The sequence below is a fragment of the Bacillus stercoris genome (genome assembly GCF_029772985.1).
GTDB lineage: Bacteria > Bacillota > Bacilli > Bacillales > Bacillaceae > Bacillus > Bacillus stercoris.
Map to the genome: position 1 here is coordinate 2,157,139 of NZ_CP121861.1, position 12,255 is coordinate 2,169,393.

Genomic DNA, 12,255 nt, shown 5'->3' on the forward strand with positions numbered 1-12,255 from the left:
GACATTTAAATATTAGATGGTAGGATTTTGTTCGTATTTTCAGAATTCGACAAAAGTAGACAAAGACAATAGGGGTAATTTGTGGTAAAATCAGACTATACCCTAAAAAGGGTACAGGGAGGTTCGCTAGGGCGAAATTCCTAGCGATTTTCAATGTTTGATTTTCCATTCATAGAGGTCTTCGAGGGTGCAATTTAGTGCTACAGCTATAAGTTTGGCTGTTCGAATGTTCATAGAAGGTCTAACGCCATTAGCGTAATCACTTAGCCTTTGGGTACTGATGCCGGTGATACGCGAAAGCTGACCTAATGAAAGCCCTCTTTTTTGAAGGAGATCTGGAATCAAACATTGTCCGAATTCTACTTCTAGCATCGGACAACCTCCTGATTTTATGTATGCTCCTTATCATACTATATCAATTCTTACCTGATTTTTAAATGATCAAAAAAGAATTGCAGACTAATAGGCAAAAGGGTATAATTAATTTAATCAAAAAGGGAACGTATGTTTGGTCAATTACTACCAGAGAGAGGGAAATTAATGAAGGAGTTCATTGTACAAGGGGATTTTAGTATTTCTTATCATGGACGAATCAAAGCAGAGAATGAAGAACAAGCTATGAATTTAGTTATTGCTGTATTAACAAAAAAACTGAGAAATAAAAGCGGGAAAATTGGGTTTTTAGAGAGAGGACAAACAAATTACAATCATTTATTTGATGTTGATATAAATTCAACGGAAGATGCTGAAATTAGTGCTTCTTATGTTGAAGAGATCGATGAAATGTTTGATGAATCACTCGAAGAATACAAGAACTCAGAATTGTTTACAGCAAAGTGAAATTCACACATCTTGTCAGTCATCATGAGAGATAAAAAATTGATGGCTTTATAGTCAGACTGGAGTTTAAAAATGAAACTGGACATTGAAATTGATATGAGAGATAACTTAGCAGCAATCATCTTTAACGTTGGATCTGATAACATATCAAGTGGAGAATATTACATAGAAATTGACTTTCAGAATAAAGGCAATAAGTTAACGTTGAGGATTGACAGGGCTGCACTGTTGGATCTTAGAGATAAAATTAATGAAACTCTGTGGAAATTGGACGATGCTAAAACAGTATTAAACAGTGGCTTTACTATGTAAGTAAAGCTTGTTTTTAACCAAATTAAGAATAAAAATAAAATTACTATTTACATATGATCCCATGAACTGTATAATTCAAATCATAAAGATACTAAAGAAAGGAGATGTCGCTTTTATTTGATTAATGATCCGCAGAATAAAGAAATAAAAAACATGGTCATGAAAAAGTTTTTAAAGGTTTTTGCTTCATGCAACAGAGCTTTACATAACTTGAATAAGGATGAAATAAGAAAGACCATTGGTGATTTGGACTTTGTTAAGGACAACCTCGAAGAAATACAGTTTATTTTAAAGGATATTGTTTTTACAAATGAAGAGAGAAAGAATGAAATCATTAAGAATCAAAATAAAATGTAAGTTTTATCGAGATTCAGATAAGGAGGAATAACATGGGTGCATTAATCGCTAAGCAGCCGAATGGACGGTACTGCCGATTTAGTTCAGTGGTAGACTGTCCGACGCACATAAATATGACGCGTGAAGACTATTTGAATAATTTTACTGGGACAACAAAAGGAAGGGAAGATGCTGAAGACACACTGACGAATTATCTCAAGCCGTTTCACGAAGTTATAAAGTGGTACACGCCGCTGAATATGAGTGAAAAAGAGTTTGTGGTTGTGTTAAAGGAAATGTGTGATAAAAATCCAAAGGAGCAGCGGATATTATGAACACAGCATACAGAGTTTGGGACGGCGAGAAGATGCATTATTGGGATGATGGTGAGCTGAGTCTTATTATCTCGGGTGGAGAATGGAGGCTGTGTCGCAATATCGTTGGAGCTCTTTATCCCATCTGTATTGCGTCTAGTGCTCAAAAAAATACTTCTCTCATGTGGGGAACAGGGTTAAAGGACGAAACTGGAAAAATGATTTATCCCGGCAATGAGATCGAATTCTATGTAGAGGGTTTTTCCATCCCTTCTAAAATGGTGAGATTGACCAAAACAATCGAAACATCAGGAGGAATCCACAATGTACGGGGTGACTACGGAGAGAATATCAGAATCATTGGTGATGTTTACGAAAAGAAGGAGGGCGCGGAATAATGGCATTTCACAAAGAAGTGATTGAGACTATATATAAAACGGTTGTTATTTGCGATAAGTGCGGCAAGGAGAAGGTTTTAAACACAGGTGAGCCGTTAACGTGGGAGGGTCATATGAATGGTGCTTTGTACCACGATTACACATTCACTGAAAAGGGGAACGGTTTTGAAACTCTATGTCCTGACTGTCAGAAGGAGGGCGTGGAGTGAGTGAGAATTCTAATCTGCTATCGGAGGATAATGTGAAATCAAATCAAAGAGAAAAGTTCCTTGCAAAAGGTATCCCATATGATGAGCTTGATACACAATTGATCAATTTAATTGATATTTTAAATTTCAAGATTGGATTAAAAACACGCTACTGTTGTTTTGGGCATAAACCATACGAAGAAATTCAAGTGATGTTTGAAGAAGAAGTGAACATAAAAGAAGACCAAATTCTAGAATTAGCAGAACTAGCGGGTAGAGAATGGAAAGGCCTACAGATAAGCTTTAGCAAATGGGCGAGGTTTTCCCCGTTGATGTTTAATTGGTCATTGGTGTTATCGAAGAGATTCAGAAACCCAGAAGATCCAAATAAATACCGTTATCTAAGATCAGTTGAAGAATTCTTTGAGAGCTATGCTGCAAAGAATTGATAAAAGATGCATTTTAACGTGATTAAAAGGGAGTGAGAATAATAATGGAATCAAAACATGGATTGAGCCAATATCGTTTAAATAGTGCTAAAAGTTGCGCTCGATCATTTTTAGAGACAGTAACAAAGATTGAGCTTATGTACCAACTTTCTCTTCAAAAGTTGGTTGATCCAGAAATTGCAGAAACCTATATTGCTAGAAATGTTAAGGAAATTGATAGAGAGTGGGAGCATTTTAAAAGTTATATTGAGCAGCGGGAGGACATGAGGGAATTAGATTAAAAGTAAAATTTTAATTAGAACAGGAGAGAAATCATGAATATTACAAAATTAGAACAAAAGCTACTTGAAAGAAAGGCAGAAGAATTTAACAAAGAGGTTGACAAAGGTGTAGAAATTATTATTAATGCCATCCAAACACTTTATGATGAAGGCAGTAAAACAAGTCCGACTCGGAAAATGATTGGATTCAAGGATAACCATGTTTCTGATATTCAGCAGTACTTGAAGCAAAAGCTTGATGTAAGAACAGTGTACCTTGCAGGTGAGCTAACCACTGTAAAAAATGCTTCGAGAGGGCATATAGCAGAGCTACCGGCTATATTTGCGGAGGCGTTACTTGAGCAAGCTACTACTGAATTCTTTGCAAAGTTGAGAGACGTGGAAGACGTATTAGTCGGAATTTAATTAAAATTGAAGTTTTAAATGAAATACATATGAATAATCAATCCAGAAATAAGGGAAATTAACTAAAAAATTGTGAGGAACTTTCGATGAAACGATTTATTTTAGTTTTATCCTTATTGGTTGCTGTTGTTGCTTATCCAACTCAAGTAAATGCAAGTGCAATGCCTTGTAGTGTAATAATGGAACCTGTTGATCAAAGCCTTAGAAATGCAAAAGGTGTGGCATTAATTTATAAGGTGCAATTAAACCCGCCTAGTGCTCCAAGAACCAATATAAGCATTCTTGCTGTCCATCTTCCTGCACCATCTTCTTTTGGAAATTACGACAGTTACGAAGGCTTTGCTACTAAACCAGGTGAGATTAGTTGGCGGTTTAAACTTTATCCTACTCCTGAGGAAGAGAGCCCTAGTTGGGCGGGAAGATTTGACTTAATTACAGCCGAAATAAAGAATGTTAAAGTTCAAGTACGTCTTTCTAATTCTAGAACTCAACAGTTGGGACCAAGTGTATTAACGAAAAATATTGAATCTTGTTATTGAAAGTCTTGGGGCAACAGTGTAAAACAAACCTGGATTGGATTGATGTAATTGATTAAATCGATTATTTTACCTGAAGAAAACACAAAAATAACTGTAGGAAAACCGATAAATGATGAATCAAATACAAAGGTAATTGCTATTTATGACTATAGAGAAGAACCAGAAGAAGCTTTCTGGGTACACTTATCAAATGGGAATGATCTATTTGTAGATAACCATGAAGTCATTGTTGAGTATGAATAGGTCTGTTAATAATGGTTGAATAAAAAGACTGTTTTAAAGAGAAAGGAGCTGAACTATGGCTATTGATTTTGCAAAGCTAAATGATCCAGAATGGAAAAAGCAGTGGGCTGATGAAAGAAAAGAACGTGAGCGGCAATTAGAAGAACAAGAAACACAGAGAAAAAAGACAGTTTGCTTTACCGGTCATAGACCAAATAAATTGGGTGGGTATGATATGAAAAATCCCACAATGCTCAAACTCAAAGATAAGCTGCTTGAAGTGATTGAGGAGTTAATCATAAAAGAAGAGAAGTCTAGGTTTATAACTGGAGGAGCATTAGGAACTGACCAGGCTGCTTGCTGGTGTGTACATATTCTAAAGAAGAAATACCCTCATATCAAAAACATAATTGCAACACCTTTCAAGGAACAAGATAAAGTTTGGTCTGCAGACCAAAAAATGTGGTACAAACGTATGCTTGATGTAGCAGATGAGATTATTAATGTTGAAGAATTAGATAAATATAAAGTTAGTGGAGATAAACCAGGAGAGTTTTCGCCGATTAAGATGCAAAAGCGAAATGAATACATGATTGATCACAGTGAAGCAATAGTAGCTGTTTATGATGGAACTAAAAGTGGTACAAGGAACTGTCTGAATTACGCTAGGAAAACATATTTAGGACATCAAATTTGGAGACTGCATCCAAAATGTGATTTTGAATTAGATATATCATATACACCTTAATAACCCAGCGGGAGGTAATAAAGCATTGAATCCTTTTAACTACAGATCCGAACAGAGAGGATATGAGCAAGAATACTATGGGGGTTATTGTAATCAAGTGAGAAACCTTGGTTTAAAACCTATCCCATTTCACAGGTTTCAGGACATCTTGAAAGAAAGTAACGATTTGACCAAAACAAAGAAGGAAAGAATGAGATTTTTAATTAGGGCTACAGAATCACAATAAAAGGATTACTTTATGCAGAATGGAGGACAAAGGGATAGGATACATCAGATACATAATCGAAACAGCTTGGTTTAACTTAGTTTGGTATAAATGCCACCTTGGAGCGGACATAAGCATATTTGACAGCTGCGGATGGAATACATATAAACAGATAAAGAATAAAAATAAAATAAGTGGAGGTTGTGTTGGTGATAAAGAGGAATCTGCTAAGTAACCACGTTGATGAGATTATCGGAGAATATTACGCTGCTAAAGGATATTCAGTTCAGAGTATTGATCGCCAAGAAAATGGTCAATTAATTGTTGTTACGCAGCGAGTAACAGAGGAAAGGGAACCGGAGAAAGTTGACTTAGCATTCGATTTCATACATAAAAGACCGCATAGAAAGAAATATCTTGCATAAAGGGGGATAAGAAATTGGACAGAATGAAAGAGCTGATTAGAAAGAATTTGTGCTTGAAGAAGATGTTAGAAGCCAACGAAAGAGAGATACTTGAGGAGAAACGCAGAATAAGAATTCAAAAAATATCACGAAAGTTGGTCGTAAGACAGCAAGAAAAAACATTAGTCTAAATGAAGCCGATAAGAGTAAGTTATGAAATTGTTGAAAGAAAGGGATTAAATAATGATTAAAACAAGACTATTCGAAGATGAGTATTGTAATGGAGAATGGGTTGAAATTGATAGGTTAATAAATGGTTTCATAAGATCAGAGTCAATTGAAGTTGTTGATATAAAATACAATTCCTTTAATACTGGTCGAACTCATAATACAGCGTTGCTTATCTACAGAGAAGAAACTTAAGATCATCAGATAGTGATGATGAACCGTGATTAGGGGGAAACGTATGAATCAAGATATTCAGTTTTTAAAAGAGCTTCAAAATGAATTGAAAACACAGGATCATGACTCTCAAGCTGCACCCCGATTTTGGTCGGTAGGGGATTATAAATGGATTCGGACTTCAGAGGATAATGCGGAACGCTTTTCTGTTTACATCCCTGAAGATGGCGAATCTTATGAACTGGAAAGTTATCTTAAGGACATCAAGGAGAATGATGAATTGTCTTCAGAAGCGTTAGAAGCGATGAAAGATATAGAGTGTGAAGTTTCTGCATTAGATTGGATACATGAATATGTAGACAGTGGCGCTAATCTGATTCCAGAAATAGAGGTTCATTACATTTGTCAGAATACAATGTTTCTAACTAAAGCGGAGGCAAAACAGCACATCAAACAAAATCATTACCACTATACGAAAAAGGTTCACACGTATGCAATGACAGCTTGGAGAGCTCCTAAAGTTGAGCGGCTGCTTAACATACTTGAAACGTTTGATTGGGATTCAATTAAAGACAGTCAATAGAATCTACAAGGGAGTGGCAAAATGAATACATACGTAGTCGACAACAGTAAATATAAATGCATTTATGCGGGAACTGAGAAAGCAGCTGCTTTTAATAATGAATTTGGAAACGGTACAAGAGTAAGAGTTTGGTTCGAAGGCCATCACATAAAAACGTTTGAGAAAGAACAAAGAGAAGTATGTGGAGTAGGAGAATGGATTCTGAAGTATGATGCTGCTACTGAATTGCAAAAGGAAGTAGATCGTTTGGAAAAGACATATTTCAAGAAGCAAGAGTTGTTAGATACTATTAGACAAGCTGATGGAGTCGGAAGGGAAATCAATGAATAAAAGAAATCAATACTCAATTTCAGTAGATGTTAATGGAGGAGAATATAATCAGGAGATTGTTATTTTAGCGGATTCGCTAAGTAAAGTTGGGCGAGATAAGATAATTGCTGATGGTGTAACAATTCAATTTAATGACCAGATTCTTGAATTGAATAGTAATAAAGAAGATTCGAATGATTATTATAAGGGTCAAACATTAACTGTTAAAGAAGATTGCCTAAATAACTTCTGGAAAGGCGGAACCGTTACTGTTGAAGATGTAGATGTACATAGAGGCATATTAATAGACGGTGTCGTTTACTTAGAAAAACAAGTGGTAGATAAGTATTTTTCAAGAGAAGAGGAATGACATGCACAGGAAGATTTTCGATACGGTTAACGTTATTGATGGGCAATCAAAAGTAACTGATTGGTTACATAAATTAATGCTTGTAGATGAAAATTCACTATACAAAATCGATATTAAAGTTTCTAAAAGGAGGGTTTCTGAACAAGGAGAGGTGTATAGAGAGGAAGGAGAATACATAGAGAACGCAGATCTTCGAACTTTACCAATTGGGACAAAATTCTTTGTGCAAAACGGTTGTTGGAAGGGTGAAATTGTTTCGGTGAATGAAAAGAAACATTTATATATGCCACAGATTGGAGAGATGAAGGAAATTAAAGTGGGAGCAACTGGGTTGAATATAGAGATTGAATAAAAGATAGTTTTTATTCAAAGAAGAAGATCGCCTTTGCATAAATAGATAAGCAATAGCGATCGTGTGTTAGGGTTCGATATTGGACTGACTGGATTAGCTGAGACCTAATTTCGCTTTAATAACGCCAGCAGCAACCTCAGAGAGGATTGTTAATGAAGCACTACCAACCTTTGATGCAAGGCTTTTAGTTTCAGACCAAATGCCTGACTCTCTAATGTTGTCCAAGAATTCATGACCTTGATATGTAAGGCTTTCGATTTCAATCCATTCCATATCTTTAGTTCCTGTAATATGAACATTTAAAAATCGGGCTTCTTTTAACTTGCGTACAGTGTACTTTATGTCCTGGATTTCATATTTTTCAAGTGAAGGGAATTTAGCTAGATCATTAACATCTACTTTTTGTCTATCACCAATATGCTCTTCAACAGTCAATAAGACGTTTCTGACAACTTCGTGGTTTAGTTTCATATTCATAACTTCCTTTCTTAGTACATGGTTGTAGTAATTATCTCATGCAATAGAAATAAATAGAAGCATTTGAAGTGAACAAAGCTGCTTATTGGTGATTAAAAATCAGAATAAAATATTTACTTTATTAAAAAGGAGTGAGTGAACAGATGAACTTTCAACGAGAGTACTTAGGATATTGCATACATAATACTGCTGACATGCTCTGGTTGTGGTATGACTATCACACTGAGATCTTTGACAGGTCATTGCCATATACGGTAGCAACTCAAGATGATGAAACTGCAGTAATTCCAACTCGGTTCCCATATACAATCTGGTCATATAATAATGCACAAAAACTTTTAAAAGATATTTATTGGATCGCTAAAGCTCATGAAGTATCTGCAGAAGAAATGTTTCAAGCAAAAATGAGTGAAGTTAGAGGAAGAAGTAGTTCACAAAATCGGATTGATTTGTTTTTAGAATTAGATAAAAAAGGGCAATTTGAATTTATAAAAGGCATGAGCAATTAATTCACTAAAGTTCTTATTCGGTAATAACTAATTGATCCATGTACTAAATTTTCAATGGGATTTTAAAAGCTAGGCTCTAAGGAGATATGTAACGGAGAGATTATACTCTCCAGGAATCGAAGGAAGGTATGCGGAGTTTGCCGTGCTTAGTCTTAAATCTGTGCTTAACCTTACATAATATAGGTTCAATAAATACATATTCATCAGATTCAGACTTTACTTGTTTCATAGAATGAAATTTACCACGTTCTGCATTGGGCATAAATTCCATAAATCCAGCTGCAGTTCCATCGGGATAAGACAGAAGAAATTTTATATCCTTTTTGGTGTAGCCGGTAATAAGAACTTCGGTGTAATCGTAATTGATCACTTTCAGCCAATTATGTGAACGTTTATTGATCTCATAAGGGGAGTCAGCTTTCTTGAGTACGATTCCCTCTAAATTCTTTTCTTTGGCCAGGTTAAAGTAAGCGAGTCCGTTACCTTGAATTCCTTCGATTACAAAGACATTAGGATGGTTCAGTTCAAGTGAGTTTAGAGTTATCTTACGATCAGTGAGCGGCTTAGTTGCTATTGACTGACCTTCTTTGTAAATAACATCGAAGACACAGTACACAATCTTATGGGCTGATTTTTTGGACATAAAACGTTCCATAGCAGCCTCAAAGTCAGGAGAACCACCTGGGGCAGCTACAATGATTTCACCATCGAGTACTGTTCCATCTGGAATATCTAAGTCCAAGAGTTCTGGAAACTTGCTTGTTACTTCGTTGTTGTGACGAGTGTATAGCTTAATCTGATTATCAAATTTAGATAGGATGAGTCTAATTCCATCAAATTTGAGCTCAGTGATATAGTTCTCGTCGTCAAAAGGCTCTTTTATTGAATGCAATAGCATTGGCGATACAAACAAAATATCACCTCCTACTTATAACATATTAGCTAAGCGAAGGTGATATATAAAGCGATATGGTAGTGGTACTTAATGGGATTCAATCAGCTCAGGTGAATTGTTTTTAGGTGAATTCACTAATGATGAAACCTGATATGCTTCCATATCATCAGCATCATAAGGCAGCAGTAAGCTTTGCAGATAATCAGGATCAGTATTTTTAGGGTTAAGCCATTCCTTTTCGTTCTCATCAGTAAGGATAACCGATCCGATCATGAATGTCTTCCATAAGTTCATTAGGCTTTGTCGTGATGATTGTACAAGTGTATAAAGGATTGTCTTCAGGCGTATTCCACTTCTCATATAAACCAGCAAAAGCAAAGAGATTGGATGATTTAAGTTTAATCCGCATTGGAATCTTAGTCTTTGGATCGAGGCGTTTCCATTCATAAAAACTGTCAGCGGGTATGATACAACGTTTGCTGACAAGTGGCTTTCGAAAGCTTGGTTTCTCGGCCAGTGTTTCGGCACGAGCATTAATCATCTTGTATCCGATCTTTTCATCTTTAGCCCATGAAGGGATAAGGACCCCATTTAAGTTTGCCCAGACGGTTATTGGATCCATCGTTGATGATTGTCAGGATGTTTTGTGAAGGAGCGACATTATAGCTAGGGTGATACTCACCTTCAGGTAAGAATTGATCTATGTTGAATTGCTCAATGATGTCATCAAACTCAGAAAATAAAGTGAACCTGCCACACATGTTCATCATCCTTTAGGGTTTTTGAATATTGTACAGGCTTGATACACGAAAATCAAAAAGGAGGAATGTGATGCAGCAAACAGTAGAGGTTAAAGAAGTTGAAGTGTTGATCAGGGGAATCTGGACAAAGAAAAAGTTCACTGATATTCAAAAAGGTCAAACCTTTAAGATTGAGGAGAACGGAAAAACAAAGAAATACATAGCGAGAACAGATCCTTATTGGGATGACATGTATGAGACTTACATTATTGATTTGTTCGATAAAAATAAAATTAGAAGAAGCAAGTAAGCAGAAATTTAGATAAAAACGATATTTTATCCAGACAGGGAGATGTTTAAATGAACTCAGAAGAAGCAAGAGATTATTTTATACAAAAGGGACTTAGTTATGAAGACATTACGGAGGGAGATGTTTGTGTTTTAGTTATGCTGTTGAATAAGCATGTTAAACAGGCAGTTAAAGCACATACAATGTCTGTTGATACAATAAGAATGAGTCAGAAAATAAAAAGCAAATACAAAACAAATGGTACTTTAAAAAGTTGCTATCTACACATAAACAGTCACTATTTTACACAAAGAGAAGCAATTAGCTTTAATCCAGATGGTTTCATTGGTTTTGCGGGGTGGGCAGATTCGGGCAATACACAGCCTTTAATAGACGCTTTTATTGAATGGGTTGATTATATGAGTGAACAATTAAGACAAATCAGTTAAAAGTAATTTTTTATTTTAACTGTGATGACTTTAATAAATAAGAAAGACATAGAAGAAAAACAAAAAGGAAAGGATATCTATATAAATTTTTAATATGGAGGTCTTTTGTTATGGAATATCCTTTTAGAAACCTTGTTTTTGAAGGAGGCGGTGTCAAAGGTATAGCATATGTAGGTGCTCTTGAAGTTCTAGAAGAGAAAAAAATCTTAAAAAGCATAACAAGAGTTGGGGGTACTTCAGCAGGGGCAATTGTTGCCTTGTTAGTGGGGCTAGGTTACACTTCCGGAGAGATTGAACAAAGACTAAAGGAAGTAGACCTAAAATCATTTTTGGATTCAGATAAAGGAGTTTTTAGGGACTATTATAGAATCGTGTCTGATGGGCATGGATGGTGCAAGGGGGAAAAAATATTAAATTGGATTGAAGACCGTATTGAAGAAAAAGGTTTTGATAAAGACATTACATTTGGTGAAATTAAAGAATATTCTATAAAAGATTTATTTTTTCAGGGAACTAATTTGTCAACATATAGAGTTGAAACTTTTTCTCCGCAACATCCTGAATGTAGAGAAATGAAAATAAAAGATGCAGTCCGAATTTCTATGTCAATTCCATTGCTATTTGCTGCAGTGAAAATGAATAACTGTTTTTATGTTGATGGAGGGTTACTGTCTAATTATCCAGTAAGGCTATTTGATCGCAAAAAGTACGTTGAGCAATATTCAAGTGAGATACAATTATACAATCAGTTTAATGAATCAGAAAATTATCGACATGATGATTACATATTTAATTTGGAGACTTTAGGATTTAGACTTGATCCCAAAAGCAATATCAGTATTTATTCAGGACAAGCTTTACCTAAAGAGCATAAAATTGAATCGTTGTTTGATTTCACCTGGAGCCTTGTCGCAACTCTAATGGAAACACAAAATAATGTTTATTTAACGAGTAATGACAGTAAAAGAACTGTGTATATCGATACATTAGACGTATCGACCATTGATTTTGAAATTACGAAAGAAAAACAAAATGAATTAATACAGTCAGGAAGAGAAGGGACAATCCGATATTTAGAAGAATATAATAAAGACGTTTTTTGGAGATGAGGGACAGTTACTTTTCTAGCCGGATTCTAAGAATTTTAATAATGGGATGGTGTTTGAATTAACTTTGATGTTTAAACAGAAGAGAAATTAAAGAGCGTCTTTTTACAGAATATATGTTAATTACTGAAAG

25 protein-coding genes and 1 pseudogene are annotated in these 12,255 nt (G+C 35.3%); 22 read left to right on the top strand and 4 right to left on the bottom strand.

Features of this window, described 5'->3' with window-relative positions; genetic code table 11:
- Nucleotides 1–150 precede the first annotated feature (150 nt).
- Nucleotides 151–372 (bottom strand): helix-turn-helix domain-containing protein, encoded by a 222-nt coding sequence (locus QA442_RS11490; RefSeq protein ID WP_041338568.1) that lies wholly within the window; start codon nucleotides 370–372, stop codon nucleotides 151–153.
- Nucleotides 373–504: 132 nt separating this feature from the next.
- Here QA442_RS11490 and QA442_RS11495 point away from each other — a divergent pair, with 132 nt between their 5' ends.
- The 18 genes from QA442_RS11495 (at nucleotide 505) to QA442_RS11580 (ending at nucleotide 7,657) form a co-directional block, all read left to right on the top strand.
- Nucleotides 505–840, top strand: coding sequence for a hypothetical protein (locus QA442_RS11495; protein WP_279472991.1), 336 nt, complete (start codon nucleotides 505–507; stop codon nucleotides 838–840).
- 72 nt (nucleotides 841–912) lie between these two features.
- Nucleotides 913–1,152, top strand: coding sequence for a hypothetical protein (locus QA442_RS11500; protein WP_099043105.1), 240 nt, complete (start codon nucleotides 913–915; stop codon nucleotides 1,150–1,152).
- A 117-nt stretch (nucleotides 1,153–1,269) separates the two neighbouring features.
- A complete protein-coding gene (locus QA442_RS11505; protein ID WP_041338559.1) occupies nucleotides 1,270–1,509 on the top strand; it encodes a hypothetical protein in 240 nt (79 codons plus the stop codon).
- 32 nt (nucleotides 1,510–1,541) lie between these two features.
- Nucleotides 1,542–1,823, top strand: a complete 282-nt coding sequence (locus QA442_RS11510; RefSeq protein ID WP_279472993.1) for a hypothetical protein — start codon at nucleotides 1,542–1,544, stop codon at nucleotides 1,821–1,823.
- Nucleotides 1,820–2,200 (top strand): YopX family protein, encoded by a 381-nt coding sequence (locus tag QA442_RS11515; RefSeq protein WP_213413117.1) that lies wholly within the window; start codon nucleotides 1,820–1,822, stop codon nucleotides 2,198–2,200. The genes QA442_RS11510 and QA442_RS11515 overlap by 4 nt, the downstream gene beginning before the upstream one ends.
- Nucleotides 2,200–2,409, top strand: a complete 210-nt coding sequence (locus tag QA442_RS11520) for a hypothetical protein (RefSeq protein WP_071581184.1) — start codon at nucleotides 2,200–2,202, stop codon at nucleotides 2,407–2,409. Before QA442_RS11515 ends, QA442_RS11520 begins: the two co-directional genes overlap by 1 nt.
- 14 nt (nucleotides 2,410–2,423) lie before the next feature.
- Entirely contained in the window at nucleotides 2,424–2,837 is a 414-nt protein-coding gene (locus QA442_RS11525) for a hypothetical protein (RefSeq protein WP_279474498.1), read from the top strand.
- A 44-nt stretch (nucleotides 2,838–2,881) separates the two neighbouring features.
- Nucleotides 2,882–3,118, top strand: coding sequence for a hypothetical protein (locus tag QA442_RS11530; RefSeq protein WP_144453804.1), 237 nt, complete (start codon nucleotides 2,882–2,884; stop codon nucleotides 3,116–3,118).
- Nucleotides 3,119–3,151: 33 nt separating this feature from the next.
- Entirely contained in the window at nucleotides 3,152–3,523 is a 372-nt protein-coding gene (locus tag QA442_RS11535; RefSeq protein ID WP_279472995.1) for a hypothetical protein, read from the top strand.
- Nucleotides 3,524–3,609: 86 nt separating this feature from the next.
- Nucleotides 3,610–4,062, top strand: a complete 453-nt coding sequence (locus tag QA442_RS11540) for a YoqH family protein (protein WP_279472996.1) — start codon at nucleotides 3,610–3,612, stop codon at nucleotides 4,060–4,062.
- A gap of 48 nt (nucleotides 4,063–4,110) precedes the next feature.
- The gene (locus tag QA442_RS11545) at nucleotides 4,111–4,305 is read left to right on the top strand and encodes a hypothetical protein (protein WP_004399432.1); all 195 of its coding nucleotides are present in this window, start codon (nucleotides 4,111–4,113) and stop codon (nucleotides 4,303–4,305) included.
- A gap of 214 nt (nucleotides 4,306–4,519) precedes the next feature.
- Nucleotides 4,520–5,032 (top strand): SLOG family protein, encoded by a 513-nt coding sequence (locus QA442_RS11550; RefSeq protein ID WP_279474499.1) that lies wholly within the window; start codon nucleotides 4,520–4,522, stop codon nucleotides 5,030–5,032.
- Nucleotides 5,033–5,443: 411 nt separating this feature from the next.
- On the top strand, nucleotides 5,444–5,662 hold the full coding sequence (locus tag QA442_RS11555; protein WP_268310928.1) for a hypothetical protein: 219 nt from the start codon (nucleotides 5,444–5,446) through the stop codon (nucleotides 5,660–5,662).
- 14 nt (nucleotides 5,663–5,676) lie between these two features.
- Nucleotides 5,677–5,832, top strand: coding sequence for a hypothetical protein (locus tag QA442_RS11560; RefSeq protein WP_279472998.1), 156 nt, complete (start codon nucleotides 5,677–5,679; stop codon nucleotides 5,830–5,832).
- A gap of 275 nt (nucleotides 5,833–6,107) precedes the next feature.
- The gene (locus tag QA442_RS11565; protein WP_279472999.1) at nucleotides 6,108–6,626 is read left to right on the top strand and encodes a hypothetical protein; all 519 of its coding nucleotides are present in this window, start codon (nucleotides 6,108–6,110) and stop codon (nucleotides 6,624–6,626) included.
- A 21-nt stretch (nucleotides 6,627–6,647) separates the two neighbouring features.
- The gene (locus QA442_RS11570; protein ID WP_279473000.1) at nucleotides 6,648–6,956 is read left to right on the top strand and encodes a hypothetical protein; all 309 of its coding nucleotides are present in this window, start codon (nucleotides 6,648–6,650) and stop codon (nucleotides 6,954–6,956) included.
- Nucleotides 6,949–7,305, top strand: a complete 357-nt coding sequence (locus QA442_RS11575) for a hypothetical protein (protein ID WP_279473001.1) — start codon at nucleotides 6,949–6,951, stop codon at nucleotides 7,303–7,305. Before QA442_RS11570 ends, QA442_RS11575 begins: the two co-directional genes overlap by 8 nt.
- A 1-nt stretch (nucleotide 7,306) precedes the next feature.
- Nucleotides 7,307–7,657 carry a hypothetical protein gene (locus QA442_RS11580; protein WP_279473002.1) on the top strand — a complete coding sequence of 117 codons (351 nt, stop codon included), beginning with the start codon at nucleotides 7,307–7,309 and terminating at the stop codon, nucleotides 7,655–7,657.
- A 93-nt stretch (nucleotides 7,658–7,750) separates the two neighbouring features.
- Here the strand turns inward: QA442_RS11580 and QA442_RS11585 are convergent, their stop codons facing one another.
- Nucleotides 7,751–8,128: a DUF2513 domain-containing protein gene (locus QA442_RS11585; RefSeq protein ID WP_161986107.1), complete on the bottom strand. Its 378-nt coding sequence runs from the start codon at nucleotides 8,126–8,128 to the stop codon at nucleotides 7,751–7,753.
- A gap of 149 nt (nucleotides 8,129–8,277) precedes the next feature.
- Between QA442_RS11585 and QA442_RS11590 the strand changes: the two genes are divergently transcribed.
- The gene (locus QA442_RS11590; RefSeq protein WP_279473004.1) at nucleotides 8,278–8,643 is read left to right on the top strand and encodes a hypothetical protein; all 366 of its coding nucleotides are present in this window, start codon (nucleotides 8,278–8,280) and stop codon (nucleotides 8,641–8,643) included.
- Nucleotides 8,644–8,743: 100 nt separating this feature from the next.
- Here the strand turns inward: QA442_RS11590 and QA442_RS11595 are convergent, their stop codons facing one another.
- Both QA442_RS11595 and QA442_RS11600 read right to left on the bottom strand, forming a co-directional pair.
- Nucleotides 8,744–9,556, bottom strand: coding sequence for an ATP-dependent DNA ligase (locus QA442_RS11595; RefSeq protein WP_279473005.1), 813 nt, complete (start codon nucleotides 9,554–9,556; stop codon nucleotides 8,744–8,746).
- Nucleotides 9,557–9,625: 69 nt separating this feature from the next.
- Nucleotides 9,626–10,299 (bottom strand): annotated as a pseudogene (locus tag QA442_RS11600) (SOS response-associated peptidase).
- Nucleotides 10,300–10,366: 67 nt separating this feature from the next.
- On the opposite strand from QA442_RS11600, the gene QA442_RS11605 reads away from it, so the two are divergent.
- The 3 genes from QA442_RS11605 (at nucleotide 10,367) to QA442_RS11615 (ending at nucleotide 12,125) form a co-directional block, all read left to right on the top strand.
- Complete coding sequence (locus QA442_RS11605) at nucleotides 10,367–10,588, top strand: hypothetical protein (protein WP_279473006.1); 222 nt, start codon at nucleotides 10,367–10,369, stop codon at nucleotides 10,586–10,588.
- A gap of 50 nt (nucleotides 10,589–10,638) precedes the next feature.
- A complete protein-coding gene (locus QA442_RS11610; protein WP_279473007.1) occupies nucleotides 10,639–11,016 on the top strand; it encodes a hypothetical protein in 378 nt (125 codons plus the stop codon).
- A 110-nt stretch (nucleotides 11,017–11,126) separates the two neighbouring features.
- Nucleotides 11,127–12,125, top strand: a complete 999-nt coding sequence (locus tag QA442_RS11615) for a patatin-like phospholipase family protein (RefSeq protein WP_279473008.1) — start codon at nucleotides 11,127–11,129, stop codon at nucleotides 12,123–12,125.
- The last annotated feature ends 130 nt before the right edge of the window (nucleotides 12,126–12,255 follow it).

What these genes read in the sequence shown, in the direction of transcription:
- QA442_RS11490 (WP_041338568.1), bottom strand. Translation starts at nt 372, where the DNA reads ATGCTAGAAGTAGAATTCGGACAATGTTTGATTCCAGATCTCCTTCAA.
- QA442_RS11495 (WP_279472991.1), top strand. Translation starts at nt 505, where the DNA reads ATGTTTGGTCAATTACTACCAGAGAGAGGGAAATTAATGAAGGAGTTC.
- QA442_RS11500 (WP_099043105.1), top strand. Translation starts at nt 913, where the DNA reads ATGAAACTGGACATTGAAATTGATATGAGAGATAACTTAGCAGCAATC.
- QA442_RS11510 (WP_279472993.1), top strand. Translation starts at nt 1,542, where the DNA reads ATGGGTGCATTAATCGCTAAGCAGCCGAATGGACGGTACTGCCGATTT.
- QA442_RS11515 (WP_213413117.1), top strand. Translation starts at nt 1,820, where the DNA reads ATGAACACAGCATACAGAGTTTGGGACGGCGAGAAGATGCATTATTGG.
- QA442_RS11520 (WP_071581184.1), top strand. Translation starts at nt 2,200, where the DNA reads ATGGCATTTCACAAAGAAGTGATTGAGACTATATATAAAACGGTTGTT.
- QA442_RS11530 (WP_144453804.1), top strand. Translation starts at nt 2,882, where the DNA reads ATGGAATCAAAACATGGATTGAGCCAATATCGTTTAAATAGTGCTAAA.
- QA442_RS11535 (WP_279472995.1), top strand. Translation starts at nt 3,152, where the DNA reads ATGAATATTACAAAATTAGAACAAAAGCTACTTGAAAGAAAGGCAGAA.
- QA442_RS11540 (WP_279472996.1), top strand. Translation starts at nt 3,610, where the DNA reads ATGAAACGATTTATTTTAGTTTTATCCTTATTGGTTGCTGTTGTTGCT.
- QA442_RS11550 (WP_279474499.1), top strand. Translation starts at nt 4,520, where the DNA reads ATGAAAAATCCCACAATGCTCAAACTCAAAGATAAGCTGCTTGAAGTG.
- QA442_RS11565 (WP_279472999.1), top strand. Translation starts at nt 6,108, where the DNA reads ATGAATCAAGATATTCAGTTTTTAAAAGAGCTTCAAAATGAATTGAAA.
- QA442_RS11570 (WP_279473000.1), top strand. Translation starts at nt 6,648, where the DNA reads ATGAATACATACGTAGTCGACAACAGTAAATATAAATGCATTTATGCG.
- QA442_RS11575 (WP_279473001.1), top strand. Translation starts at nt 6,949, where the DNA reads ATGAATAAAAGAAATCAATACTCAATTTCAGTAGATGTTAATGGAGGA.
- QA442_RS11580 (WP_279473002.1), top strand. Translation starts at nt 7,307, where the DNA reads ATGCACAGGAAGATTTTCGATACGGTTAACGTTATTGATGGGCAATCA.
- QA442_RS11585 (WP_161986107.1), bottom strand. Translation starts at nt 8,128, where the DNA reads ATGAAACTAAACCACGAAGTTGTCAGAAACGTCTTATTGACTGTTGAA.
- QA442_RS11590 (WP_279473004.1), top strand. Translation starts at nt 8,278, where the DNA reads ATGAACTTTCAACGAGAGTACTTAGGATATTGCATACATAATACTGCT.
- QA442_RS11610 (WP_279473007.1), top strand. Translation starts at nt 10,639, where the DNA reads ATGAACTCAGAAGAAGCAAGAGATTATTTTATACAAAAGGGACTTAGT.
- QA442_RS11615 (WP_279473008.1), top strand. Translation starts at nt 11,127, where the DNA reads ATGGAATATCCTTTTAGAAACCTTGTTTTTGAAGGAGGCGGTGTCAAA.